The 23,440-nt window shown below is 72.6% G+C and carries 19 protein-coding genes, 1 tRNA gene and 1 pseudogene; 6 read left to right on the top strand and 15 right to left on the bottom strand.

The genetic code is table 11. The annotated features are described in order from the left end of the window. Positions 1–22 precede the first annotated feature (22 nt). From SFY69_05145 to SFY69_05115, 7 genes are all read right to left on the bottom strand, one after another. Entirely contained in the window at positions 23–1,240 is a 1,218-nt protein-coding gene (locus SFY69_05145) for an argininosuccinate synthase (GenBank protein MDX2131418.1), read from the bottom strand. Positions 1,241–1,338: 98 nt separating this feature from the next. Then, positions 1,339–2,352, bottom strand: coding sequence for an ornithine carbamoyltransferase (gene argF / locus SFY69_05140; protein ID MDX2131417.1), 1,014 nt, complete (start codon positions 2,350–2,352; stop codon positions 1,339–1,341). Between the two features lie 81 nt (positions 2,353–2,433). Beyond that, entirely contained in the window at positions 2,434–3,243 is an 810-nt protein-coding gene (gene argB / locus SFY69_05135; protein MDX2131416.1) for an acetylglutamate kinase, read from the bottom strand. Continuing rightward, the gene (gene argC, locus SFY69_05130) at positions 3,240–4,316 is read right to left on the bottom strand and encodes an N-acetyl-gamma-glutamyl-phosphate reductase (protein ID MDX2131415.1); all 1,077 of its coding nucleotides are present in this window, start codon (positions 4,314–4,316) and stop codon (positions 3,240–3,242) included. Before argC ends, argB begins: the two co-directional genes overlap by 4 nt. Before the next feature lie 120 nt (positions 4,317–4,436). Next, a complete protein-coding gene (locus tag SFY69_05125; protein MDX2131414.1) occupies positions 4,437–7,211 on the bottom strand; it encodes a CHAD domain-containing protein in 2,775 nt (924 codons plus the stop codon). A gap of 146 nt (positions 7,212–7,357) precedes the next feature. Beyond that, positions 7,358–7,681, bottom strand: a complete 324-nt coding sequence (locus SFY69_05120) for a DUF3467 domain-containing protein (GenBank protein MDX2131413.1) — start codon at positions 7,679–7,681, stop codon at positions 7,358–7,360. A 200-nt stretch (positions 7,682–7,881) separates the two neighbouring features. Beyond that, positions 7,882–7,965: transfer RNA gene (locus SFY69_05115), tRNA-Leu, on the bottom strand. A gap of 152 nt (positions 7,966–8,117) precedes the next feature. Between SFY69_05115 and prfB the strand changes: the two are divergent. Beyond that, positions 8,118–9,158 (top strand): annotated as a pseudogene (gene prfB, locus SFY69_05110) (peptide chain release factor 2). A gap of 50 nt (positions 9,159–9,208) precedes the next feature. Here the strand turns inward: prfB and SFY69_05105 are convergent. After that, the gene (locus SFY69_05105; protein ID MDX2131412.1) at positions 9,209–9,829 is read right to left on the bottom strand and encodes a hypothetical protein; all 621 of its coding nucleotides are present in this window, start codon (positions 9,827–9,829) and stop codon (positions 9,209–9,211) included. A gap of 253 nt (positions 9,830–10,082) precedes the next feature. On the opposite strand from SFY69_05105, the gene SFY69_05100 reads away from it, so the two are divergent. Continuing rightward, positions 10,083–10,394, top strand: coding sequence for a hypothetical protein (locus tag SFY69_05100; GenBank protein ID MDX2131411.1), 312 nt, complete (start codon positions 10,083–10,085; stop codon positions 10,392–10,394). Positions 10,395–10,424: 30 nt separating this feature from the next. Here SFY69_05100 and SFY69_05095 read toward each other — a convergent pair whose 3' ends face one another. Continuing rightward, complete coding sequence (locus SFY69_05095) at positions 10,425–11,468, bottom strand: tetratricopeptide repeat protein (protein ID MDX2131410.1); 1,044 nt, start codon at positions 11,466–11,468, stop codon at positions 10,425–10,427. Between the two features lie 35 nt (positions 11,469–11,503). On the opposite strand from SFY69_05095, the gene SFY69_05090 reads away from it, so the two are divergent. Further along, complete coding sequence (locus SFY69_05090; protein ID MDX2131409.1) at positions 11,504–14,737, top strand: valine--tRNA ligase; 3,234 nt, start codon at positions 11,504–11,506, stop codon at positions 14,735–14,737. Next, positions 14,734–15,846: a hypothetical protein gene (locus tag SFY69_05085; GenBank protein MDX2131408.1), complete on the top strand. Its 1,113-nt coding sequence runs from the start codon at positions 14,734–14,736 to the stop codon at positions 15,844–15,846. The genes SFY69_05090 and SFY69_05085 overlap by 4 nt, the downstream gene beginning before the upstream one ends. A gap of 39 nt (positions 15,847–15,885) precedes the next feature. On the opposite strand, the gene SFY69_05080 is transcribed toward SFY69_05085, so the two are convergent. From SFY69_05080 to SFY69_05060, 5 genes are all read right to left on the bottom strand, one after another. After that, the gene (locus tag SFY69_05080; GenBank protein MDX2131407.1) at positions 15,886–17,892 is read right to left on the bottom strand and encodes a penicillin-binding protein 2; all 2,007 of its coding nucleotides are present in this window, start codon (positions 17,890–17,892) and stop codon (positions 15,886–15,888) included. Beyond that, entirely contained in the window at positions 17,889–18,389 is a 501-nt protein-coding gene (locus SFY69_05075; protein ID MDX2131406.1) for a hypothetical protein, read from the bottom strand. Before SFY69_05075 ends, SFY69_05080 begins: the two co-directional genes overlap by 4 nt. 48 nt (positions 18,390–18,437) lie before the next feature. Beyond that, positions 18,438–19,328, bottom strand: a complete 891-nt coding sequence (locus SFY69_05070; GenBank protein MDX2131405.1) for a LysM peptidoglycan-binding domain-containing protein — start codon at positions 19,326–19,328, stop codon at positions 18,438–18,440. A 153-nt stretch (positions 19,329–19,481) separates the two neighbouring features. Beyond that, positions 19,482–20,411 carry a 16S rRNA (cytosine(1402)-N(4))-methyltransferase RsmH gene (rsmH, locus tag SFY69_05065; GenBank protein ID MDX2131404.1) on the bottom strand — a complete coding sequence of 310 codons (930 nt, stop codon included), beginning with the start codon at positions 20,409–20,411 and terminating at the stop codon, positions 19,482–19,484. Beyond that, a complete protein-coding gene (locus SFY69_05060) occupies positions 20,398–20,952 on the bottom strand; it encodes a hypothetical protein (GenBank protein ID MDX2131403.1) in 555 nt (184 codons plus the stop codon). Before SFY69_05060 ends, rsmH begins: the two co-directional genes overlap by 14 nt. A 72-nt stretch (positions 20,953–21,024) precedes the next feature. On the opposite strand from SFY69_05060, the gene SFY69_05055 reads away from it, so the two are divergent. Together SFY69_05055 and SFY69_05050 are read left to right on the top strand one after the other, a co-directional pair. After that, the gene (locus SFY69_05055) at positions 21,025–21,411 is read left to right on the top strand and encodes a PAAR domain-containing protein (protein MDX2131402.1); all 387 of its coding nucleotides are present in this window, start codon (positions 21,025–21,027) and stop codon (positions 21,409–21,411) included. 1 nt (position 21,412) lies between these two features. Continuing rightward, the gene (locus SFY69_05050; protein MDX2131401.1) at positions 21,413–22,507 is read left to right on the top strand and encodes a methyltransferase domain-containing protein; all 1,095 of its coding nucleotides are present in this window, start codon (positions 21,413–21,415) and stop codon (positions 22,505–22,507) included. 131 nt (positions 22,508–22,638) lie between these two features. On the opposite strand, the gene SFY69_05045 is transcribed toward SFY69_05050, so the two are convergent. Beyond that, positions 22,639–23,424, bottom strand: coding sequence for a hypothetical protein (locus SFY69_05045; protein MDX2131400.1), 786 nt, complete (start codon positions 23,422–23,424; stop codon positions 22,639–22,641). Positions 23,425–23,440: the final 16 nt, after the last annotated feature.

Genomic DNA, 23,440 nt, shown 5'->3' with positions numbered 1-23,440 from the left:
CCCGCCCGGGGGGCGCAGGTTCTCAGACCTTCGCGCGGGCGTCGTGCAGCGCGCGGATCCGCTCCGGCAGGCTCAGCAGCCGGATAAACCCGCCCGCGTCCTTCTGGCTGTACACCTCTTCGCCCTCGAAACTCACCATCTTCTCCGCGTACAGCGAGTGCGGGCTGCGCCGGCGGACCGCCGTCGCCACGCCCTTCGACAGACGCACCACCACCTCCCCGTCCACGCGCTGCGCCATCGACGACGCGCACGCCCACAGCGCCTCGCGCAGCGGCGTGAACCACCGCCCGTCGTACACCAGCTCCGCGAACGTCAGCCCCAGGTGCTCGCGGTAGTGCAGCGTCTCGCGGTCCAGCACCAGCTCCTCCAGCGCCCGCAGACCTTCCACGATCACCGTCCCGCCGGGCGTCTCGTACAGCCCGCGGCTCTTCATCCCCACGCGCCGGTTCTCCACCAGGTCCACCCGCCCCACGCCGTGCGCGCCCGCCAGCGTGTTCAGCTCGCCGATGATCCGCCATGCCTCCAGCCGCGTGCCGTTGAGCGCCACCGGCCGCCCGGCCTCGAACGTCAGTGTCACCTCCGCGGGCGCTTCCGGCGCCCGCTTCGGATCGACCGTCAGCATCCACGCGTCCTCGGGCGGCGCGTTCCACGGGTCTTCGATCGCGCCGCCCTCGTGGCTGATGTGCCACAGGTTCCGATCGCGCGAGTAGATCTTCGTCGCGCTCGCGGTGGTGGGGATGTTCCGCTCTTTCAGGTACTCCAGCATCGCCAGGCGCCCCGAGAGCTTCCACGCGTCGTGCCGCCACGGCGCGATGACCTGCATCTCGGGCGCGAGCGCCGCGTACGCGCTCTCGAAGCGCACCTGGTCGTTGCCCTTGCCCGTGCACCCGTGCGCCAGGGCGGTGCACCCCGTGCGCTTCGCCACGTGCACCTGCCCGCGCGCCAGCACCGGGCGGGCGATCGCCGTGCCCAGCAGGTACCGCCCCTCGTAGATCGCCCCCGCGATCATCGTGGGCATGACGAACTCGTCGACGAACTCCTTCTTGAGATCGACGACATGGCACTCCGCCGCGCCCGACTTCCTGGCCTTCTCCTCGACGCCCGCGAGCTCCTCCTCGCCCTGGCCCACGTCGCCCACGACGCAGACGACCTCGGCGCCGGGGATGTTCTCCCGCAGCCAGGGCACGATGCAGGAGGTGTCGAGGCCGCCGGAGTACGCGAGTGCGATGCGAGTGGTCATGGTGGTGGGGATGAAAACAAGTGCGGGTGGACGCGGGGAACCGGCGAACGCGCCGGCACGACGGCCGCATCGTACTCACGACGCCGATCACGCCGGCGTCATCTCGGCGCGAACATGAGCGTCAGCAACGCGTTCTGCGCCCACATCCGGTTCTCCGCCTGGTCGTACACCACCGACGTCGGCGCGTCGATCACCTCGTCCGTCACCTCGAGCCCGCGCTGCGCCGGCAGGCAGTGCATGAACACCGCCGGTGAGGGGCGTCCGCGCGACGCCAGCGCCATCGCCTCCGCGTTCACCTGATACTTCGAGAAGATCTTCCGCCGGCGCGTCACCTCGTCCACGCCCCCCGCCTGGCCCATCGACACCCACACGTCGGTGTACACCGCGTCGTGCCCCTGCACCGCCGCGGGGTCGGTCGTGACGCGAAGCGTCGAGCCTTCCCGCGCCGCGAAGGCCTCGCACTCGCGCACGACGTCGGGCGCGGGGGCGTACCCCGGGGGCGTGATCACCGTCATCGGCACGCCCAGCAGGCACGCCGCGTGCATGAGCGACGCGCACACGTTGTTCCCGTCGCCCAGATAGGCCACGCGCGTCTCGCGCAGCCGCCCCGCGTCGTGCCCCGCGCGCTCCCAGAGCGTGAACAGGTCCGCCAGCGCCTGGCACGGGTGGTACCGATCGGAGAGCGCGTTGATGACCGGGCACGAGGCCGCCTCGGCCATCTCCTCCAGGGCCGTCTGCGCGTACACCCGCGCCACGATGCACTTCACCCAGCGCTCAAGGTTCTTCCCGTAGTCCCGCACCGACTCGCGCGCCCCCAGCCGCTGCGACGCGTGGTCCATGAACACCGGGTGCCCGCCCAGCATCGCGATCCCCACCTCGAACGACATCTTCGTCCGCAGCGAGGGCTTCTCGAACAGCATCGCCACCGCGATCCCGTCGAGCGACCGGCGGAACGGCCCCGGGTCGCGCTTCATCGCCGCCGCCCGCTCGAAGATCCCCCGCACCGCCTCCGCGCGGAAGTTCGCGAGCGTCAGCACATCGCGCCCGCGCAGGTCCGCCGCTGTGGAGATGGGCGCCGAGGTCGTCGCGGGCGCGGGCGGGTGCATCGTCATGGCGCAGATCTCAGCACACTGGGGCGATCGGGTCCGCGTGCCCGGGCGCACACGCGCCCGCGGGGCGGACAGGCCCCAACATTACGAGGCCAGCACCCGCGTGCCGACCCGCCCGCCCGACGCCCACGCTTCCAGCGCGCCCGGGTCGTTCCCCGACAGAATCACCACGGGCGCGCCGACCCGCCGTGCAGCATCCCGGGCGGCCCGCACCTTGGGCACCATGCCCCCCGTCACCACGCCGCCCGCGATCAGCGCGTCGATGCCCGCGCCGTCTACCTCCGGCACCACCTGCCCGCGCTCGTCCAGGATGCCCGGCACGTCGGTGCACAAGACGAGCGCCTCGGCCCCCAGCATCGCCGCCACGCCCGCCGCCGCGTCGTCCGCGTTCACGTTCAGGTACTCGCCCGCCTCGTCCAGCCCGATCGAGCACAGCACCGGCAAAAAGCCCCCGGCGAGCAGGTGCCGCAGCAGGTTGCCCGTCTCCGCCCGACCGTCCACCACCTCGCCCACGCGCCCCGGGTCGAACGTGTACCGGCGCGCCGCGCGCGTCGGCACCGCACCGCCGTCGCCCAGGCACAGCCCCACGCCCCGCGCCCCCGCGCGCGCCAGCGCCCCGACCAGCGACTTGTTGATCCGCCCCGCCAGCACCGCCGCGATCTCCTCCACCTGCTCCGGCGGCGTGATCCGGATCCCCTCGCGCCGTTCGGTCGTGAACCCCAGGCGGTCCAGGTGCCGATCGACGGCCTTGCCCCCGCCGTGCACGAGCACGACGCCCCCGTCGGGCGCGCGCCCCGCGTGCAGCGCGGCGATCGCCCGCCACAGCCCGGGCCCCGAGCGCCGGTCCTCCAGCGTCGTGCCGCCCACCTTGATGACGACGACCCGTCCGCTCACGACGCGCCCCCGCCGCCCGGCGTGCGCCCGCCCGGCAAAAGGCCGTCCGTCTCCGGGAGCCCGAACCGCGCGTTCATGCACTGCACCGCCTGCCCCGACGCTCCCTTCACGAGATTGTCCAGCGCGCTGCACAGCACCGCGTGCCCCCAGCCCTCGTCCACCGCCACCGCGATGTCGCAGAAGTTCGTCCCGCGCACGTCCGCCACGCTCGGCCACACCCCCGCCGGGCACAGGCGCACGAACGCCTCGCGCCCGTACGCCGCGTCAAGACACTCGCGCACGCGCGCCCCCGTCCAGCCCGGCGCCAACTCCACGTGGATCGTCGCGAGGATGCCCCGCTCGTACGCCCCCAGGTGCGGCGTGAACACCGTCGGCACGCCCGCGTACGCGTCGATCTCCGGCTGGTGCCGGTGCGTCAGCACGCCGTACGCCTGCTGGTGCACCTCGCAGAACAGCGAACGCAGCGCCAGCCCGCGCCCCGCCCCGCTCACCCCGCTCGTCGCGTCGATCACCGGGCGTGCCACGCGCCCGTCCGCGCGCGTCGCGATCGCCCCCGCGCGCACCAGCGGCGCCAGCGGCAGGATCGCCGACGTCGGGTAGCACCCCGGCACCGCGACGAGGCTCGCCCCCGCCAGCCGCGGGCGCGTCAGTTCCACCAGCCCGTACACCGTCCGCCCCAGCCACGCCGCGTGCGCGTGCTCGAACCCGTAGTACGTCGGATACAGCGAGGCGTCCGCCAGCCGGAACCCCGCCGACAGGTCCAGCACGACCTTCGTCGCGCCGCTGTCAAGCAGGCGCGGCGCCAGGTCCACGCTCGCCTCGTGGGGCGTCGCAAGGAACACCGCGTCCGGGCGGCACGCCGCGATGTCTTCCACCGTCGTCGCACGCACGGGCAGATCCAGCCGCCCGCGGAACCGGCCGAACGTCTCCGACAGCGCCCGCGCGCCCTCGCCCTCGCGCTTCGCCGAGGCGAACAGCCCCACGATTTCCGCGTGCGGGTGCCCCAGCAGGATGGAGACCAGCTCCGCGCCGCTGTACCCGCCCGCACCCACGATGACCGCCCGGATCGTCACGCGACCGCCTTTCCGTCCGCAATGGGGCAAGCGTAGTTCGTCCACCGGGCGTGTCGGCGACATCAGCCCAAAGCGCGCCGTGCCAAGCCCGTGCCCAGCCCAGCCCGTCTCACGCCCGCGCTATTCCGGCGTCGCCGGCGCATTGCCCACCGCCACGATCGACAGCCCGACGCCCAGCACATCGCGCAGCAGGTCGGCCTTGGCGTCCGCCGCCTCGATGTCGGTCCGCGCGTCGCCCTGGCTTTCGACCTCCAGCGTGACCTCGCCCTTGCCGAATCGCACCCGCACGTCGGCCGCCTGCTGCGCGTGCGCGCGGTCCAGTCCGTCCGCCACGCGCAAGATCCCCGCCAGCCGGCGCACCAAAGCCCGGTCCGGCTCTGACAGCCCCTTGAACCCGTCGTGCTTTGGCTGGGGCGTCGCCCGCCTGTGGTACCGCGCGACCAGCGCGATCAGCTCGATCTCCCGGGGCGTGAACCCGCGCAGGTCGGCGTGGCGGATGATCGTCCGCGAGTGCTTGTGATGCCGCGGGTACTCGACCATGATCCCCACGTCGTGCAGCACCGCCGCCGCCTCGAGCAGCAGGCGCTCGTGCCGTTCGCCCCCCAGCCCGCGGATCAGGTCGCTCTCCTCGCGGAACTGGTCGTACAGGCGCAGCGCCAGGCGCGCCACCTGCTCGCTGTGCGCCCGCTCGTACCCGCAGCGCTGCGCGAACGCCCGCACCCACGCCATGTGGTCGTCGTCCGACGCGTTCAGCGCCGCACGCTCGAACTCGACGAGGTCATCGTCGATCATCCGCAGCATCAGCCCCTCGCGGAACCCGCCCGGGTGCACGTGCACCTGCGACACCCCCAGGTGCGTCATCAGCCGCTCGATCACCGTGAACCCCGCGATCACGATGTCCGCCCGGTCCGACGGCAGCCCCGGCACGCGCAGCCGCTCTTCCAGGTTCACCTCGCGCAGCGACTCGATCATCCCGCGCAGTTGAACCAGGCTCACCGGCCCCAGCGACGCCAGCGCCGGGCTCGCGCGGTCCAGCATCACCCCGCGCGACGCCGCCCCCAGCGTCAGCAGTGTCGTGAACGTGCCGCCGCACCCCACCAGAACGCTCGGGGGCGTCGCCGGCTCGGGCACGCGCCGCGCGATCTGCCGCGCGATGAACCGACGCATGTCCTTGTACTCCCGCCCCGCGCACGCGTCCGCCCCGCCGAACGCCTCCGTCAGCCGCACCGCGCCCAGCGGCATGCTCTGGTTCGCCGTGATCACCTCGTCCCGCGCGAGCACCACCTCCAGGCTGCCGCCGCCGATGTCCACCACCGCCGACGTGCCCCGCGACAGGTCCAGCACTCGCGCCACGCTCCGGAACGTCAGCTTCCCCTCGTCCAGCGCCGACACCATCTCCAGCGCCAGCCCCGTCCGGTCGCGCACCAGCGACACGAAGTCATCCCGGTTGTCCGCCTCGCGCACCGCCGCCGTCGCGAACGCCCGCACCACCGCGCACCCGAGCCCTTCCGCCAGCCCCTTGAACCGCCCGATCGCCTCCACCGATCGCGCCATCGCGTCGGGGGAAAGCCCCCCGCCCCGCGCCAGCCCCTGCGCCAGGCGCGTCATCGCCCGCTCTTCGCCCAGCACCTTCCACGTCCGCTCGTCCGACAGCTCCACGCACAGCAGGCGGATGCTGTTGCTCCCGATGTCGATCACGCCCAGCCGACGCCCCGACAGGAACAGGCTCCGCTGGCTTTCTCCGCCGCCCCCCGGCCGCGGCGCCCCCGCGGTGCTCTCCTCGGGCGTTCCGCCGGGCACGCTCCCCGCGCGAACGGCGCGCCCCGCCCGCGAGTGCGAGCCCCGCCCGTTCAGCGGCCCTTCCTTCGTCGCCATCGCCGTGCTCCCCGACACCACCGTCGCTCCGCGTGGGCCCACCTCGCGCGGCGCGCCGGCCGCCAGCACCAGCGGCCCGGGCGTCTCGACCACCGGGGGCTCCGGCGCGAGCGACCCCAGCGCCCGCTCCACGCCCGACGACCTCCACCACGCCAGCGCCCGCTCGAACCGTCGATCCCGCACCCGCGCGAAGCGGTCGCGCAGCGCCCGCAGGTGCGATGTCCCCTCCGCCTCCGCGCCGCCCGCCATGTCCCGGTCCAGCCGATCGACCAGCGTCGACACGTCGTTCGCCTCGCCGAACACGCGCTGCGCCGCCTCCAATTGCTCGAGCAGCGCACCGGTGCCCGCGGCCCCGGGCATCGCCGGACCCAGCAGCTCCAGCGCATACCGCACCCGCTTCACCGCCAGCCGCAGTTCGTGCACCGCCTCGGGCCCCGACAGGTCCGCACGCGACGCCGCCACGCACCGCTCGGCCAGCGCCCGCGTCCGCGCCCACGCCCGCTGTGCCGCGCCCGATCGCTCGACGGGTGCATCCAACGACTTCACCACCCGGCGCGCCGCCCGCGCGAAGGCACCGCCCCCGCACGCCGCCACCGCCTCGCGGAGCCCCTTCGCCGCCGCGTCCCACTCCGAGCACAGGTGCTCCCGCGCCCCGCGCGTGGTCTCGGGCGACGCCGCCCCACGCTCGCGCTCCAGCAGTTCATCGAACAGCGCGCGATGCACGTCGCACTCGCGCACCGCACCGGCCGCACGCCGGAGTCGTCGGGCCATCCGGCGCGCCCGGCGCCACGCCCGCGGCTCATCGTGCGGCGCGAGCGCCCGGAGCACCACCCCCGCCCGCCGCGCCGACACCCGCAGGGCATGCACACGCTGGGCGCTCTTCTCGTCCCCCTGCACCAGATCGTCGTTCGCGCGCACCTCGCGGATCGCGCGGGCGAGGTTCGACAGCACGCCGGACGCCAGCCGTCGCGCCGAACGGCGCGTCCGCTTTCCGCCGCCTTCCGTTGCCGGTCGGATCATGTCTTGTTCATCCCTGCACGCGGCCTCAACACAACCTGAACGCGGTGCCTGAAAGTGTACGACCGCGCGGCACGCCCCGCACGCCCCCAAAAACGGCAAGCACCCCGCGTGCGGCGGGGTGCTTGACGAAGAAATCGAGCGTTCGATCAGTTCGACAGGCGCGGCGCGCCGGGGCGGTTCTGACCCTGGTTCAAGTTGATCTCGCCGTTGCGCTCCTCGTACTGGCGCACGACCTGGCCCAGCGAGATCGCCAGGCGCTTCGCGCCCGACCAGTTCATCACCACGCGCGACCCCACGCTGAACATCAGCATCGGCTGGTTGTCCGGGCCCGGCATCGGCAGGTTGATGCCGAAATCCAGCACCACCTCGTCGTTCGTCGTCGACGTGCGGATCGTGTTCGCGTACGTCGTGTTCATCTTCGACTCATCGATGCGAAGTTGAACCTGCTGCTGCTGCGGTTGCTCGGCCATGGCGAAACCCTTTCCCCCGCGGCGCGCGGGGACTCTGCTGCGGTCGGTCGCGACAGGTTGGACCTTCCACCGCGACTCAGGGCGCCCGGCCCTGAGGCACGCTCCCGCTCGGGAGCCCCGTTCGGGGAGGGGAGTCTAGTCCGCCCGCCCGCCGCGTTCAGGCGCCGCGGGCCCGACCCGTCGCCCGCCGCGCCGCCCAATGCCGGAGGAGGGACTTGAACCCACACACCTTTAAGGGGTAACGGATTTTGAATCCGTCGCGTCTGCCATTCCGCCACTCCGGCGTCGCGTCGCCAACCGTAGGCCAACCCGCGCCCCATCCGCACGCGTAGCATCCCCCCCGAACCGGAGTTCACCATGCACTACGACGCCCACCAGCCCGTCATCGACGACCTCGAGGCGCGGATCGTGACGATCCGCGACTCGCTTTAACTACGCGGGCAAGCTCGAAAACCTGCGGGGCCTCGAGGCCGAGATGGGCTCCGACGGGTTCTGGAACAGCCAGGACCGCGCCCGAAAGGTCGTCTCCTCCGTCAAGACCCTCAAGGCCCAGATCGACCCGCTCTCCGCCCTGATGCGCGAGTTCGAGGACGCCAAGGTCGCCTACGAGATGTCCCGCGAGGCCGGCGACAAGGACCTCCTCGCCGAGGCCGACGAGAAGCTCTTCGACCTCACCCGGCGCATGGAGAAGGTCGAACTCCGCTCCCTCCTCGCCGGCGAGCACGACGCCAAGAACTGCTTCCTCACCATCTCCGCCGGCGTCGGCGGCACCGAGGCCAACGACTGGGCCGAGATGCTCTTCCGCATGTACATCTTCTACTGCGAGAAAATGGGCTACGAGTTCGAGGAGGTCGACAAGGGCTTCGGTGCCGAGGTCGGCATCGACTCCGTCACCCTCCACGTCAAGGGCCCCTTCGCCTTCGGCTACCTCAAGTGCGAACGCGGCTCGCACCGCCTCGCCCGTGTCTCACCCTTCAACGCCCAGGGCAAGCGTCAGACCTCGTTCTGCTCCGTCGAAGTCACCCCGGAGTTCGAGGACGTCGACGTCACCATCCCCGAGAACGAGGTCGACATCATCCCCTTCGTCCGCGCCAGCGGCCCGGGCGGGCAGAACGTCAACAAGGTCGCCACCGCCATCCGCGTCGTCCACAAGCCCACCGGCATCCAGGTCGTCGCCAGCACCTACCGCGACCAGCCCCAGAACCGCGCCCAGGCCCTCCGCGTCCTCCAGGCCAAGCTCCAGCAGATCGCCGAGGACAAGCGCGAGGCCGAGATCGCCGCCGCCCAGGGCGGCCAGCTCCAGCAGGGGTGGGGCACCCAGATCCGCTCCTACGTCTTCTACGACAACCGCGTGAAGGACCACCGCACCGGCTACGAAGAGACCGACTACGAGGCCGTCCTCCGCGGCGAGATCGCCCCGTTCATCGACGCCGAGCTCAAGCGCCGGCGCGCCGAGAAAGAAAAAGCCCGGGCCTAGCGCGGCCCGGGCTCGGTGCAGGAACGCCCCTCCTCGTCCTCCGCCCACACTCAGCGACGCCGACGCAGCGCGACCAGCCCGCACAGCCCGGCCAGCGCCGCGCCCGCCGGCGCCGGCGCCGTGATGATCCGGATGTCGTCCGTCGCCGTGCTCGTCACGAACCGGAAGTTCACGCGGAACTGCGACACAGTGATCGCGAACGCGTCCGCGTTCGACCCGAGTTCCAGCCCGCGTGCCGCGTTGTCCGCGTACGCCGTGCCCGGCGCGCCCAGCGCCGCGTCCGACGCGTTCAGGTTCGAACGCAGCACGATCACGCCCAGGATCGGCTGATCGAACTCGACAAACCCCTCGTACGTCCGCGCGGCGCTGCCGTCCGGGTCCGTGTACAGGTAGTGGCTCTGCACCGTCGTGCCCGCCGCCACGCTGCCCGGCGTCAGCGACCCCGCGCTCGTGTACATCCCCGGCGTGGTCGCGTTGAGCGTCAGCGCCGACGCCAGCACCACGGTGCCCTCCGTGAACACCCACGCCTGCGTGTTGCTCTGGTTCGCGCCCAGAACCGTCGACGCCGGCGGCGCGATCACCGTCGCCGCGCCGCCCACGCCCGTGACCGCGCCCGACGACACGCCCGACGCGAGCGCGAGCGCACCAACCGCCATCATCATCCGATCCATGTCTCTCTCTCCTCTCGGTTCCGCCCGCGTTTCGGCGCGGTACGGTGAACCCCCGCCGAGTCTACGTGCGCCCGCCGGCCGTATTGCACGAGAATCGCAAGACTTGCGCCGCGCCGTGGCCCGCCGCCCCAATCGCCCTCGCCCCGCGCCACCCCCAACCTGCCCGGGTTGCCCAGACTCACACCGTCCCCGCCCGCCGCCGCAACCTCGCCGCCACACCACGGGTACCTTGGGGCGCACCAGGAGCGCGCCGATGTCGTCCCCTCTTGCCAGCGCCGTCGGGTCACGCCTCGCGACCGCCGGCGTCTCGCTCGCCCTGCTCGCGGTGGCGTGGTACCTGCTGGGGCTGCACCCGGTGTTGGGCTCGTCCGTCGCCGGCGTGATCGTGGTGTGCACGCTGGCGCCGCCCCGCTACGCCGACCTCGCCGCGGGCGTGAGCTTTCTCGCGCTCGCGGGCGTCTTGGAGTTCTACTTCGGGTTCCGCGTCGGGGCCATCGTCATCGCGCTGATCAGCGTGGTCGAACTGGTCCGGGGCCTCACCACGCTGCGTCGCACGCCCGCGTAGAGACGCACCCGCCCGGCACGCTCCGGCGTGTCACTCGTCCTTCGACAGCCGCTCCACCACCGGGGCGGCTTCCTGCACCGCCAGCATCCGCGCGTGCCGCGCGTAGTGCAGCGCCCGCTCGGCGTTGCCCGCGCGCTCGAACCACAGCGCCGTCTCGAGCGCGAGCGGGCCGTCGGTCGGCAGCGCATCCGCCGCGGCCGCGTACCGGGCCGCCGCCTCGGCCGGGCGCCCCAGCAGCCCGAAGCACTCGCCGATGAGCGACAGCACGGGCCCCTGACGCTGTTCCGCCGGCTCCAGCGCGGTCAAGATCAGCAACGCGTCCTCCGCCTTGCCTTGGCGGCGCAGCGCGCGGGCTTCGAGCAGCCTCCACAGCGTGACGCGGGGCTCGAGCTCGCGCGCCCTCGCCGCGTGCTGCTGCGCCAGCGTCGCCTTGTTCTCGTCGAGCGCCACCTGCGCCAGCGTGCCCCACACCACCGCGGAGTTCGGCTCCAGCCGCCCCGCGATCAGCAGGCTCGCCTTCGCCTCGTCCACCTTGCGCAGCTTGAGCTGCACCTGCGCCAGGAACAGCGACGGGCGGTGGTCGCCCTTCATCTGCGCCTGGGCGGCCTGGTAATGCTCCTCGGCCCGATCCAGCCGCCCGATCATGCTCGCCGTCGTGCCCGCCGCGAACTCCAGGTCGCCCGTGCGCGTGCCGCTGGCCAGCGCCCGCTCGTACGCCCCGTACGCGTCCTCCAGCCGGCGCAGGCCCAGCAGCGATTCGGCGTGCATGACGTGCAGCGCCTGCTCGCCCGGCTGCTGCGCGAGCGCCGACTCGAGCACCGTCAGCGCCTTCTGGAACTCGCCCCGGTCGATCAGCCCGCGCGCCGACGTCAGCACCTCGTCGAGCGCCCCCGGCGCGAGCGCTGGGGGCGCCGCACCCTCGCCCGCGCCCGTGGTATCCCCGTCCGCACGCCGGGGCGCCGCGTCACCCCAAAGCACGAGCGCCGCGCCGCCGAGCCCCAGCGCGACGACCACCGCGCCCGCCGCCAGGTAGCGGGTTCCGCTCGTCGTCGTCGTTCGTCGCCCGTCGCGCATGCCCGTTCACTCTCGGCTCGCGTACCCTCTCCGCGATGTCCACCGACGCGCCATCGGCCCGCGCCGACCTGCCAAAACAGTATCGCCCCGCCGAGCACGAGGGGCGTGCATGGCGGCGCTGGATCGACGCGCGCGCCTTCCACGCCGACCCGCACCGCGTGCTGCGGGGCGAGGCCCGCCCCTACTGCGTGCTCATCCCCCCGCCCAACGTCACCGCGGCGTTGCACCTGGGCCACGCCCTCAACAACACCCTTCAGGACATCCTCGTCCGCGCGCACCGCATGCGGGGCTTCGAGACCCTCTGGATGCCCGGCACCGATCACGCCGGCATCGCCACGCAGGCCGTCGTCGAGAAGCGCGTCTGGCAGGACGAGAAGAAACGCCGCACCGACTTCTCGCGCGACGAGTTCGTCGCGAAGATCCAGGCCTTCAAGGACGAGTACGAAGCGACCATCACCGGGCAGTTGCAGGCCATGGGCTGCTCGTGCGACTGGGACCGCCAGCGCTTCACCATGGACAGCGTGTGCGCACGGGCCGTGCGCGAGGCGTTCTTCCGCCTCTTCCGCGACGGGCTCATCTACCGCGGCAAGCGCCTCGTGAACTGGGACCCCGTCCTCCAGACCGCCGTCGCCGACGACGAGTGCTACGACGAGGAAATCGACGGCGCGTTCTACTACCTCCGCTACCCGCTCGTGCGGGGTACGCCCACGCTCCGCGTGGGCGATGCTGCGCCCGACGCCGCCCATCCAACACCCGTCACCTGGGGCGAACTCGCGTCCCGCGGCTATCCCGACGCCGACACCCAGCCGCCCGACGCCGAAGCCTGGATCACCGTCGCCACCACCCGCCCCGAGACGTACCTCGGCGACACCGGCGTCGCCATCAACCCGCACGACCCGCGCGCCAAGGCCCTCAAGGGCCTCTGCTGCGAACTCCCGCTCCTCGGGCGCGTCATCCCCATCGTCGAAGACTCGTACGTCGTGCTGCCCGAGCGCTACGCGCGCACCGACGAGGAAAAGGCCGACCCCAAGGCCGCCATGGCCACCGGGTTCCTGAAGGTGACGCCCGCGCACGACCCCAACGACGCCGAGATCGGCCAGCGGCACGCGCTCGGCGCCGTCAACATGATGTCGCCCGACGGCAAGGTCAGCGCCTCGCACGGCTGGACCGACATCGGCGACGCGCACCTCTTCGTCGGCAAGTCCATGCGCGACGCGCGCAAGCTCGTGGTGAGGGAGTTCGAGGCCCGCGGCCTGCTCGAAGGCCAGAAGCCCCATCGACACAGCGTGAAGCACAGCGACCGCAGCAAGGCGATCATCGAGCCGTACCTGAGCGATCAGTGGTACGTGAAGGTCACCGATCCGCGCCTGGCGGCCCGCGCCAACGCGGCCCTGGCGTCGCAGCAGCGGTCCGCGGCGTCGTCCGCTCCCGCCGGTGCGAGCGCTTCGGACTCGTCGCTCGACGCCGGCGATGGCACCATGCGCTTCTTCCCCGCGCGCTACGCCAAGACCTTCGAGCACTGGCACGACAACATCCGCGACTGGTGCATCTCGCGCCAGTTGTGGTGGGGGCACCGGATTCCGGTGTGGAGCAAGGAGCACGTCAGCGAGTCCGAGCAGAACTTGCTCGCCACGATGCTTGATGACGGCGTGCTCGCCGCCGACATCGAGTGGCGCCGAAGCGAACGCGGAGACGGCAGCGCGGATGTGTTCATCTGCTTCCTGGATCCCAACGATCCGCACATCGCTCATGTCGAGCGGCACGGCTTCGTTCAAGACCCCGACGTCCTCGACACCTGGTTCTCCTCAGCCCTCTGGCCGCTCTCCACCCTCGGCTGGCCCGACGGCCCGCAGGCCGCCAGGGACACCGGGCTCGCCGACTTCCCCGCGCTCCTCGACGCCTTCAACCCCACCAGCGCGCTCTGCACCGCCCGCGAGATCATCACCCTCTGGGTCAGCCGGATGACCATGTTCAACCGGTACCTGAGAAGTGGCGAAGTGGCAAAGTGGCAGAGTGGCAAGGTGACGGATGCTCCTCACTCTGCCACTTCGTCACCTGGCCACTCTGCCACTTCCTCCGGCCCTCCCCCCTTCCGCGACGTCTTCATCCACGCCGTCATCCAGGACGGCGAAGGCCGCAAGATGTCCAAGAGCCTGGGCAACGGCGTTGATCCGCTCGACATCATCGCGACGCACGGCGCCGACGCGATGCGCTTCACGCTCTGCCACATGGCGACGAACACCCAGGACGTCCGCCTGCCCGTCACCAAGGGCCAGGACGGGCGCAACACCAGCCCGAAGTTCGACCTCGGGCGGAACTTCGCGACCAAACTGTGGAACGCCACGCGCTTCGCGATGGAAAAGCTGGGCGGCAGCGAGCACGCAGCACCGCGAGACAGCGAGACAGGGGCACACGCGGGCGGCTCGCTCCCGCTCCCCGACCGCTGGATGCTCTCGCGCCTCGCGCGGGCGATCGCCGACTGCGACCGCGCGCTCGCGAACTACGAGTTCGCCGACTACGCCCAGACCTGCTACACGCTCCTCTGGAACGACTTCTGCGACTGGTACCTCGAGGCCGTCAAGCCCACCGTCGCCGAGAACCCGGCCCAGCAGGGCGTGCTGCGCGCCACGCTCGACGCCATCCTGCGTCTGCTGCACCCGGTGATGCCCTTCGTGACCGAGACGATCTTCGAGGCCCTCGCGGGCGTGCCGGCGAGCCCCGTGCGTGGCCTCACGCTCGAAGCGCCCCGCACTGCGGGCCTCCTCGCCACCGCCGGCTGGCCCCAGGCCGATCCGTCGCTCGTCGACGCCGACGCCGAGTCGCGCTTCGCCCGCGTGCAGCAGTTGGTCACCGCCATCCGCGAGGTGCGCGCCCAGCACAACGTTGTCTTCAAGCGTGCCATCACGCTGCACATCCCCGACGACCTGCGCGCCACCCTCGGCGAGGGCGAGCGCCTCGTCGCGACGCTCTGCAACCTGGGCACGATCACCGGTGCGCCCCCCGCCGGGCCCGGCGTGCCCATCACCCTCGACACGCGCGAACTGCGTCTGTCGGACCTCGCCGACGAGGTCGACACCGACGCCGAACGCACGCGCCTCTCGCGCGCCGTGGCCGATCTCACGAAGTCGAAGGCAACCCTCGAAGGCCGCCTGTCGAATCCTGGATACACCGACAAGGCCCCGCCCGCGATGGTGCAGCAGACGCGCGATCAACTGACCAAGATCTCGAAAGAACTCGACGCGGCCCGCGCCGCCCTGGAGGCGTTGTGATCCCCCGGCACGCCCTCATCCCGCCGTCGAGCCTCGTCCGCGCTCGCGCCGCCGCGCTCCTGCTCGGCGTATCCGGCGCGCTCGCGCCGTCGTGCGCGCCGTCTCCCCGGGCCGCCCCGGCGACGATCTCCGAGCGCCCCGTGGCCCCCGCGCCGCGCCCGGCGCCGGTCGTGCCCGCCCCGGTGATCCTCTCGACCGAACTCTGGTCGTTCGAGGGCAAGGACGGCGTGCTGGTGCGCACCCCCTCGTACCGCGTGTACACCACCGCGACGCGCTACGCCGTCGCCGAGCGTGTGCCCGTGTTCCTGGAGCGTGCGCTGATCCACTACAGCACGCACCTGGCCGACCTGCCCCGCCCCGCCGAGGTGATGGAAACGTACCTGATGGCCAGCCGCCCGCAGTGGGCGCGGGTCACGCAGCGCGTCATGGGGCGCGACGCCGAGGTGTACCTGCGGATCCCGCGGGGCGGGTTCGCCGCCAACGGGCGGGCCATTCTCTACGACATCGGCCCCTCCGACACCTTCGCCATCACCGCGCACGAGGGCTGGCACCAGTACACGCAGAAGACGTTCCGCTCGCCCCTGCCGGTGAGCTTCGAGGAAGGGCTCGCGACCTACATGGAGGGCTTCCGCTGGGCCGACCAGGAACGCCTGACGCCCACGTTCCTCCCGTGGAAGAACATCGAGCGCTTCGAGAAGCTCCGGCGCGCCCACGCCGCGGGCGAGCTCATGCCGCTGGAGCGACTCCAGCAGACGACCCCGCAGGACATCATCGGCGACGACCCCGACGCCGCCCTCGTCTACTACGCGCAGGTCTGGGCGATGATCCACTTCCTCGCCGAGGGCGAGGACGGGCGACACCGCGCCGGGCTCCGCCAGTTGCTGGAGGACGCGGCCAGCGGCGACCTCGGCCGGCGCATCCGACGCGAGGCCGGCGGGCGCGCCGCCTCGTCGTACCAACTCCGCCGTACCGGCGTCGACCTGTTCCCGATCTACTTCGGCGGGAGCGCCGCGGAGTTCGATGCCTCGTACCGTGCGTTCATCGCCCAGGTCGTCCGCGTCGGATCGCGCGAGCGCGTCGTCGCCGGCCGGTCGCCGATCACCGAGTAGCCGAGTTCAACCCTGAGGTCGCCGCCCGCCGCGTCGCCATCACCGGGCGCCCGCGGCCCCCGAAGCGCCCGCGGCCTGCGCCACCGGCTCGCCCGTCGGCGACGCCGGCACGCCGAGGTACGTGAGCGCTCGATCCACCACGCGGCGCACCGCCGGCCCGGCCGCCGCCGAGCCGTACATCTGCCGCCGGTCCGGCTTCGGGCCCGGATCGTCGATCACCACGATCACCACGATGCGCGGGTTTTCCGCCGGTGCACCCGCGATAAAACTCGAGTTGAGCTGCCCGGGGTAGAACCCCTTCGCCGTGCGGGGCGGGCGCTTGCCGGCGGGGGCCTTGCCGATCGGGATATCCGCCGTCCCGGACTTCCCGAACATCGAGTACCGCCAGCCCCCCTTGGGGATCTCTTCCTGGCGCACCGTCATCCCGCGTTCCATGTTCGTCACGACGTCGCGCATGATGTCGCGCGTCATGAGCGCCAGGTCCGCCGGCAGCACCCGGTACGTCACGCCCTCGGGCTCGCCCGTCGATGGCGCGCTCAGCCGCAAACGGGGCAAAGTCCCGGCCTTCTCGCCGCTCCGCGCGAACGCGCTGAACGCCCGCACCATCTGCACCGGCGTCACGCCCACCTCGTGCCCCCACGGCACCGACGAGTGCGTGTACTTCGTCCAGCGGCTCAGCGGCGTCACCAGCCCCGTCGCCTCGCCCGGGAAGGCACGCCCGGGCAGCCCGATCCCCGTCGGCGAGCCGAACCCGAACCGCTTCACGCAGTCGTGCAGCTCCTCGGGTGTCAGGCGCGCCGCGCCCTGGATCATCCCGATGTTCGACGACAGCACCAGCACGTCGCGCCACGTCATCTCCGGACGCTTCGTCACGTCGAACACCGGGCGACCGATCCCCGGCACCACCCAGCTCCCGTCGTGCGTGTCGAAGACTTCGTCGAGCCGCGCCCGTCCGAGCTCCGTCACCGTCGCCCAGACGAACGGCTTGAACGTCGAGCCCGGCTCGTAGATGTCCTCGATGCACCGGTTCCGCGCCAGCGACGGATGCACCCGGCGTCCCGGATCGTCGGGAATCGTCACGTACCGCGCCTCGGGCAGCGGCGGGTCCGGCGGCGGGCGCACCCGGCGCTGCCCCCGCGCGGGCGGCGCCTGGGGCGTCACGTCGATCCACGGGAACGGACGCAGCCCAGGCATCTCCCGCACGATGTCCACCATCGCCAGGATCTCGCCCGTCGTCGGGTCCGCCATCACGAGGCGTCCGCCGGCCGCGTCCATCTCCTCCACCCGGCGCGCGAGTTCCTCGTGCGCGATCCGCTGCAACTCGATGTCGATCGACAGCCGCACGTCCGCGCCCGACGTCGGCGGATCGACCGATCCCGGGTTCATCCACAGCGGGCGCCCCGAGGCGTCGCGCACGAACCGGATCGACCCCGCGTCGCCCGCAAGGTCGTTCTCCAGCAGGCGCTCCGCGCCCATCAGCCCCGTCTCTTCGAACCCCACCTTCCCCACGATCGCCGCGGATTCCGGCCCGCCCGCGTACGTCCGCACCTGGCGGCGTTCCAGCATCACGCCCCGCAGCTTGAGATCCCGCACCGCCGCCGCCTGCGACTCGTTCAGCACGCTTCCGATGGGCAGGTACCGCACCTTGCCCCGCTCGCCGGGAAGCCCCGTCCGCTCGCGGTTCTTGTCGATCGCCGTGACGATCCGCGTGCCGACCTCGTCCGGGGGCAGTTCCATCGCGTCGGCCAGCCGCACGATGTCCGCGTCGAGCGTTTCGGGGTTCAGGTTCACCGGGTCGACCACGACCCGCGTGCCCAGGCGCGTCGAGGCCAGCACCCGACCGTTGCGGTCCAGCAGGTCGCCCCGCAGCGCCGGCTCACGGCGCACGCTCTCGCGGGGCGTCATCTCCGCCACCAGCCGCGCATCGGGCGACAGTTGCAACTGCGCCACCCGCGCCAGCAGCACGACGAACGCCAGCGAGATGCCCGCGAGCACCACGCCCGTCACCGCGCGAGCCCGGCCTCCGGTCGGCGGCGTGCCCGTCACGGCCGCCCCCGCCGCGCAATGCGCACACCCCGGGGGGGTCGAGCCGGCGTGCTCGCCGGGGGCTCGTTCGCCGGGCGCACCTCTGAGGGGCGAGATTCAGACGGGCGAGTGTCCGTTGGGCCGCCGCCCCCGGGCGACACGCCCGCCTCCGAGCCCGGTCCGACGCCCGGCCCGACGCCCGGCCCGCGTCCCGCGTCCGTGTTCGCGCCCGCCCCACGCGTCGCGTCGGGCCCGGCGCCCTGCGCCACCGGCAGGTTCGCGGGCTCAACGATCGGCTTGAGCGGCCCCAGCCCGCGCGCCAGCACCTCGATGTTCCGCGGGTTCGTCCGCTCCGCCACCTGCGAGCGCAGCGACCACAGCCGCTCATCCGCCGCGCTGATCCGAAGCTGCGTCCGCGCCAGTTCGCTCGCCACCTGCAGGCGCGACTGGCGCAGCGCCAGCAGCGCACACCCGCACGCGCCCACCGCGAGGATCAGCACCACGCACTTGGCGAACACCCGTCCCTCCCGTCCCGTGCTCCGCCGAACACCCCGCGCGCGCCCGCATCAGCCGGGCATCTTCAAGACCGTGCCCGCCGGCACCACGTCCGGGTTGCGGATCACGTCGCGGTTCAACTCCAGGATCTCCTTCGCCCGGCGCGACGACTTCAGTTCGCGCGACGCGATCTCACCCAGCGTGTCGCCCTTGCGCACCGTGTACGTTCGCTTCGACGGCGTCGGCGTCCCGGCCCGCGGCGTGTCCTTCGGACCCGCCGCCCCGGCCTTCGCGGGGAGCAGCAGCTTCTGGCCCAGGCGCACCCGCCCGTCGGCCGAGACCCGCCCCGCGTTGAGCGACACGATCGTCCGCCACTGCTCGCCGTCGCCCAGTTCGCGCTTCGCGATGCGGTACGCCGTGTCTCCCGACTTCACCACGTACTCGCGCGTCGGCACCGCCGCCGCGGGCGGGGGCGTCGTGGGCACCGCCGTCGGGGGCGGCGCGACCGGGGGCGTCTGGGGCTTCTCGCCCGCCGGGGCGCCAGGCTGCACCTTCACCGCCGGGGGGAGGTAGATCGTCCCGTTCTCGATCCGTCCGCCCGCTTCTTCGATCATCCGCCGGATCGCGTCGAACTCGCTGTCGGACCCATTGCCCCCCGACGCCACGTCGCGCGTCCCGGTGCGCGACATCGTCAGCTCGACCGCCGGGGGCTCGGCCGGCACGTCGGGCTTCGGCTCCGCCCGCTCCTCGCCCGAGGCCAGCGTCCGCGCCGGGGCCGGCGCGTCGGTGGATTCGTACACATCGGGCTCGCCGCCGGCCTCGGGCGTCAGCGCCGGGCGCTCCGCGATGGTCGTGTCCAGCGTGCTCGTGCGGGCCCGCGACAGATGGTCGCTGATCAGCACCGTCACCACCAGCACCAGCGAAAATCCGACGATCAACGCGAGTTTCAGTTCACGGGTCACGGCGTGCGTCCTTGCATTGTCCGGGCCGGCCTGGCCTGCCAGCGAGAGCGCGTCGTGCGGCTCGGTCATCCGTAACCGGGCCCCAACGTCCGACAACCCGCACTGTAGTTCAGTTCTTCGGCATTCTTGCCCGTCCCGCCGGAAAACCCGCTGTCACTTCGGCGCGCCCGCCCGGCGCACCACCCGCAGCTTCGCCGACCGCGCCCGCGGGTTCGCCTCGCGCTCGCCCTCGCCCGCCATCACCACCCCGTGCGAGACCTCGTCCCACCCGCCGTCCGTGCAGCGCCCGAACGCCTCCTTCACCGCCCGGTCTTCCAACGAATGAAACGAGATCACGCCCACCCGCGCCTCCCCCGAAAGCCACCCCGCCGATCCCGATCGCCCGTCCCGTTCGACCGCCGCCAGCAGCGCCTCCAGGTTCCCCAACTCGTCGTTCACCGCGATCCGCAGCGCCTGGAACGTCCGCGTCGCCGGGTCCGTCGGCCCCGATCGCGGCACCACCCGGCGCACCACCTCCGCCAGTTCGGTCGTCGTCCGCAACGGGCTCTTCGCGCGTGCCGCGACCATCGCCCGCGCCACCCGACGCGCCTGCCGCTCTTCCCCGAACTCCTCCAGAATCCGCACCAACTCGCTCTCCGCCAGCGAGTTCACCAACTCCGCCGCGCTCACCGGCAGCGTCGGGTCCAGCCGCATGTCCAGCGGCCCCTCCCGCATGAACGACAGCCCGCGCGCCGGGTCATCCACCTGCGTCGACGCGAACCCCAGGTCCGCGAGCACGAGGTCGGCCCGCACGCCCCGCGCCGCCAACTCGTGCGGCAGCACCGCGAAGTTCACCTGCAACGTACCAACCTCGACCCCCGGCGCCGCCGCTCGCACCCGTGCCGCCGCCGCGTTCAGATTCGCCGGGTCCACGTCCGTCAGGAACACGCGTCCGCCGGGCGACAGGCGCGGGGCGATCAACGCCGCGTGCCCGCCCAGGCCGGCCGTGCAATCCACGTACGTCTCGCCCGCGCGCGGGTCGAGCAGGTCGACCACCTCGCGTGCCAGCACCGGCACATGGCCCGGCGCCTCAGGCGTGGTCATGGCCGCACGCGCCGCCCCCGCAGCACTCGCCCGCCCCGTCGCGCCCCGCCGGTGCCGCGGGCCCCACCGCGGGCCCCACCGCGGGCAACGCCGGCAGCTCGAACACCGGCGGCACGTACCCCGGCTGCCCGTCCGGGTACGCCGATCGGTCGCCGCAGTTCAGGTGGATCACCGCCGCGTCAAGACGGGCGTCGGCCATCGTCGTCATGCCGATCTCGCCCTGCGCGCGCACATCGAGCGTCCCGCCCGTCGAGAGTTTCATCCCTTCATCCGCATGGACGGAAAACTCGCGGCACTTCAGCGCCACCGCGTCCGTGCTCTCGATTTCCAGGCGCGCCCCGCGCACCTGCAGCACCGGCCCCTGCGCCGTAAGCGCGATGGCGATCTCCAGCACGCCGTCGGGCGAACGCACCTCGATCCGCTCCCCCCGCTCGTCCGCGCCGACCTCCACCGTCCGCCCCGACGGCAACACCCGGGCGGCGTCGCTCGCCGCAGGGGGCACCCGCCGGATCGCACCGCGCTCGTTGCCAGGATCGCCCATGCCGGAGTCTAGCGGCCCGGCCCATCGCGACGGCGCGGGGCCCGGAGTACACTCGCTCTCGGGAGGTGGACCATGCCCGCAGCAGCCCGCGTCGGCGACATGATGAAGCAGGATGCCCCGCACTGCCACGCGCCCATCCACCCGCCCGCCCCCGTGCCCACGCCGGTGGCGCACCCGGCGTTGCCGCTGGCGATCATCCCGCCGGGGGCCGCGACCGTCATGATCGCGAACCAGCCCGCCGCCCGCGCCACCGACATGTCCGCGCCGTGCATGCTGCCTTCCTGCGTGCCCGCCGGCCCGGGCATGATCGCCAAGGGCTCCGCGACGGTCATGATCATGAAACTGCCCGCGGCGCGCTCGGGCGACATGACCTCGCACACCTCGTGCGTCGCGCCCATCCCGTCGCCCACGGGCACCATCCAGCCGCCCTGCGCGACCACCGTCAGCATCGGGGGCTAGCGTGCGAGAGACGCACGTCGAGGCCTTCGCGCCCGTCTGCCCGCTCTGCCGCGCGCGTGACGGCTCGCTCCATCGTCTGGCGGTCGGCTCGGTCGCGCGACGCGACGGGACCGACATCGCCGAGGGGTCGCTCGTCTGCGCGCACGCGCCGTGCGCCTGCGAGTACCCGATCCTCGACGGCGCGCCCATCATCGTGCCCGACGTGCGGCGTTTCGTGAGCGACAACTTCGCCGCCCTGACCGCGCGCGACGACCTCTCCGATCTCGCCGAGTCCATGCTCGCCGACTGCGCCGGGCCGGGCACCGCGTACACGCTCTCGCGCCGGTATCTCTCCATCTACGCGCGCGACCACTACGCCGACCTCGACCCCGACGAAGCCCCCGACGAGCCCGCCCCGCCCGGGGCCGCCCTGCGCACGCTCCGCGCGGGGCTGGGCCTGCTGGGCCCTGCGCCTCTGCCGCCAACGCCGAGCCTTGACGTCGGCTGCGCCACGGGGCGCGCCACGTTCGAGCTCGCGTCGTCGCGTCCCGGTCTGGTGCTCGGAGTAGACGTCAACGTGGCACTGCTGCGCCTCGCCCGGCGCGTGCTGTCGCGGGGCGAGGTGTCGTACCCGCGCCGGGACGTGGGCATCGTGCACCAGCGCCGCACCTTCCGCGCCGATTTTCCGGGCGCCGATCGCGTGGACTTCTGGGTCTGCGACGCCGCCGCATTGCCCTTGGCCGACGCGTCGTGCGGGCTGGTGACCGCGCTGAATGTCGTTGACGCGACGCCCTCGCCGCTCGGCGTGCTGCGCGAACTGGCCCGCGTGGGCGCGCCCGGCGCGGGGCTCGTGCTCTCGACGCCGTACGACTGGGAGGGCGTCGTCACGCCCGTCGAGGCGTGGATCGGCGGGCACTCGCAGCGGGCCGTCCACGCCGGGCGGAGCGAACCACTGCTGCGCCAACTGCTCACGCCCGGCGCGCACCCCGCGTCGATCCAGGGCGTGCGCATCGTGGGTGAGATCGACCGGTTCCCGTGGCGCCTGCGCATCCACGACCGCTCGGTCGCGGCGTACGACGCGCACGTCATCGCGGCGCGCCTGGGCGAACCGCGCTGACATACGCACCGACGCGACGGGCCCCAAAACGAACGCCGCCCCCGCGTTGACAGGGGCGGCGTGAAAAATCGTGCAGAAACCAGCGACGCGCTCGGCCGGTGTTCCGACCGGTCGATCACCGGGCGATCCGCTTAGCGGCGGCGGCGCAGGGCGACGATCGCGCCCAGGCCGAGCAGCGCGCCCGCGCCGGGGGCCGGCACCGCGCGGAGCGAGAAATCGTCGACGGCGAGCCCGTCGTCCTGGCCCGACTGCTCGCTGATGAGCCAGCGGATGGCCAGCGTCGAACCGGGGGTCCAGTTGACGCCCGAGATCGTCGCGGTGACGAGCGTCTTGTTCATCGGGTCGTTGCCGTTGAGGGCGACCTCGAGGGGGGCGGCCTGCGTGTTGGCCGAGGAGAAGCTCAGCGCGCTCTCCGCGGTCATCGCGTCGGCGATGCTCGAGCCCAGGCCGTAGAAGAAGCCCAGGAACTGCGGGTCGGCGACGTCGCCGCGGCGCCACTGCTCGCCGGTGTACGAGATGGTGATGTCGGTGAGGGTGGCGCCGGTGTTGTTGGTGAAGAGCGCGCCGAAGTGGGAGATCTGGTTGCTGGTAGGGAGGGCGCCCAGGGCGCGCTCGCCCGAGCCGGTGGTGCCGAACGAGACCACGCCGCGGCCGGCACTGCCGGCGAGGCTGCCGTCCTGCGCGCGGAACTCGGTGTTGCCGTTGCTTCCGCCGGGGTTGCCGCCGAACCAGCCGTCGAGGGAGGCGTCCCCGAAGATCGGGTTGAGGGCGTGCGGCCCGCGCCCGGTCTGGGTGAGCGTGCCGGAGGAGGGCAGGCCGTCGAAGTTCTGGCTGTACACGCCGCCCGTGTACGAAATCTGACCGGCGGCGATCGACGCGAGCGCGCCGACAGCCACGAACGAAGCAGCAATACGCATGGGCTCTCTCTCCTTG

The organism is Planctomycetota bacterium (genome assembly GCA_033763975.1).
Classification (GTDB): Bacteria; Planctomycetota; Phycisphaerae; order Phycisphaerales; family UBA1924; genus RI-211.
This window is presented reverse-complemented; position numbering and strand designations above follow the sequence as displayed.